Source organism: Hydrogenovibrio sp., from assembly GCF_049975065.1.
Classification (GTDB): domain Bacteria; phylum Pseudomonadota; class Gammaproteobacteria; order Thiomicrospirales; family Thiomicrospiraceae; genus Hydrogenovibrio.
Window position 1 is genome coordinate 1 of sequence record NZ_JBNGDN010000024.1, and the last position, 1,814, is coordinate 1,814.

Below are 1,814 nucleotides of genomic sequence, written 5' to 3' on the forward strand. Positions count from 1 at the left end.
GGGCGCCGCAGTTTCGATTCGATGTCGTGAATCTCGTCAATCAAACGGCGGTTATGCGCCAGAAACGCCACCCGACTGTGCATCTCCCCTTCCACCAGTGCGTGGCGCAGGAAAATCTTATGGGCTTCTTTGGGGTTGATCGGCCCGTAATTGCAACGTCGTCGATTCACAATCGGCAGCCCGTATAAGGTCACCGACTCAAACGCACCGACTTGCCCGGCCTTTTTCTGCCAGTGCGGGTCGGTGTAACTGCGTTTGACCAAATGCGGTGCCAGCGCTTCCACCCAGTGAATGTCGATAACCGCATTGTTGCGGGCATAGAGCTTCGAGGTTTCCACCAGTTCGCCAGACAGCATCCACTTCGGTTTACGTTTGAACAGCACCGAACTCGGGTGGATAAACAATTTGGTGTTACGCGCGCCCAAATAGGACTTTTCGTCGTCCCGCATGGCGATATTCCCCAACAGCCCCGCCATCAAGGAACGGTGCACCGCCATCGAATGCATGTCCGATAAACGTTCGGTGACCGTCTTGCCCTGCTTCACTTCTTCATACAGATGCAGGTCACCGACTTTGACACCGATGCGCTTCAAGCTCATTTCCAATTGGAAAAACAAGTCGTGCCACTCTTTCATCCGTAGATAGGACAGGAAATTGGTTTTACAGAGTTTGCGCAGTTTGTTTTGGCTCAAATGACGGCGTTTGTCTTCGTAAAAACGCCACAGATTGAGAAAGAACAGAAAATCGGAACGCGGGTCTTCAAAGGGTTTATGCGCCTGGTTGGCCGCCTGGCGATTGGCTTCGTTCATATCACGCGGGTCTTGAATGCTGATGGCGGAGGCAATCACCAGCACTTCGGCCAAGACACCGTTCTTCTGCCCCTCCAGTACCATCTTCGCCATCCGGGGGTCCAACGGCAGTTTCGCGAGTTGGCGACCGCTATCCGTCAAACGGCGATGTTCATCCAACGCGCCGATTTCGTGCAATTGACGATAACCGTCATTCACCGCCTTGTCTTCCGGCGGTTCGATAAACGGGAAATGTTTCACCGCCCCCAGTTTCATTTGCGTCATCTGCAAAATCACCGTGGCGAGTGACGTGCGGTGAATTTCCGGCGGGGTAAAGGCCGGACGACTGTTGAAATCGTCTTCGTCGTACAAACGGATGCACACCCCGGAGCTGACACGCCCACAGCGCCCGGCTCGTTGATTGGCCGAGGCCTGGGAGATTTTCTCAATCGGCAAACGCTGCACCTTGGAGCGCACCGAATAACGGCTGATTCTGACCAGGCCTGGGTCAATCACGAACTTAATGCCCGGCACCGTCAAAGAGGTTTCCGCCACATTGGTCGATAAAATCACCCGTCGCTTTGGCGACAGCTGGAACACCTTGTTCTGCTCCGCCATGCTCAAACGCGCATACAAAGGCACGATTTCGGTGTTTTTCAAATGCTGTTTGCGCAAGTATTCCGCGGTTTCCTTGATGTCGCGTTCACCGACTTGAAACACCAGCACATCGCCGAACGGGTCGATTTCCGCCAGCTCTTCCAAGGCATAACCGATGGCGGTGGGAATGTCCTGCTCGAATTCATTGCCGTCGTCGTCTTCGATTTTCACCAAGGGGTTGTAGCGGACTTCCACCGGATAGGTCCGTCCGCTGACTTCAATAATCGGCGCCCCTTCAAAGAATTGCGCAAAGCGTTCGGTGTCGATGGTGGCGGAGGTGATGATGAGTTTCAAATCCGGGCGCTTCGGCAGCAGTTTTTTCAAAATGCCGAGCAAGAAATCGATGTTGATGGAGCGCTCATGCGCTTC

At 54.0% G+C, this 1,814-nt stretch carries 1 protein-coding gene; it reads right to left on the bottom strand.

The genetic code is table 11. The annotated features are described in order from the left end of the window. Positions 1-1,814 (bottom strand): ATP-dependent RNA helicase HrpA (hrpA, locus tag ACP5D0_RS04580; RefSeq protein WP_472364414.1); only part of this gene is annotated, 1,814 nt, incomplete at both ends.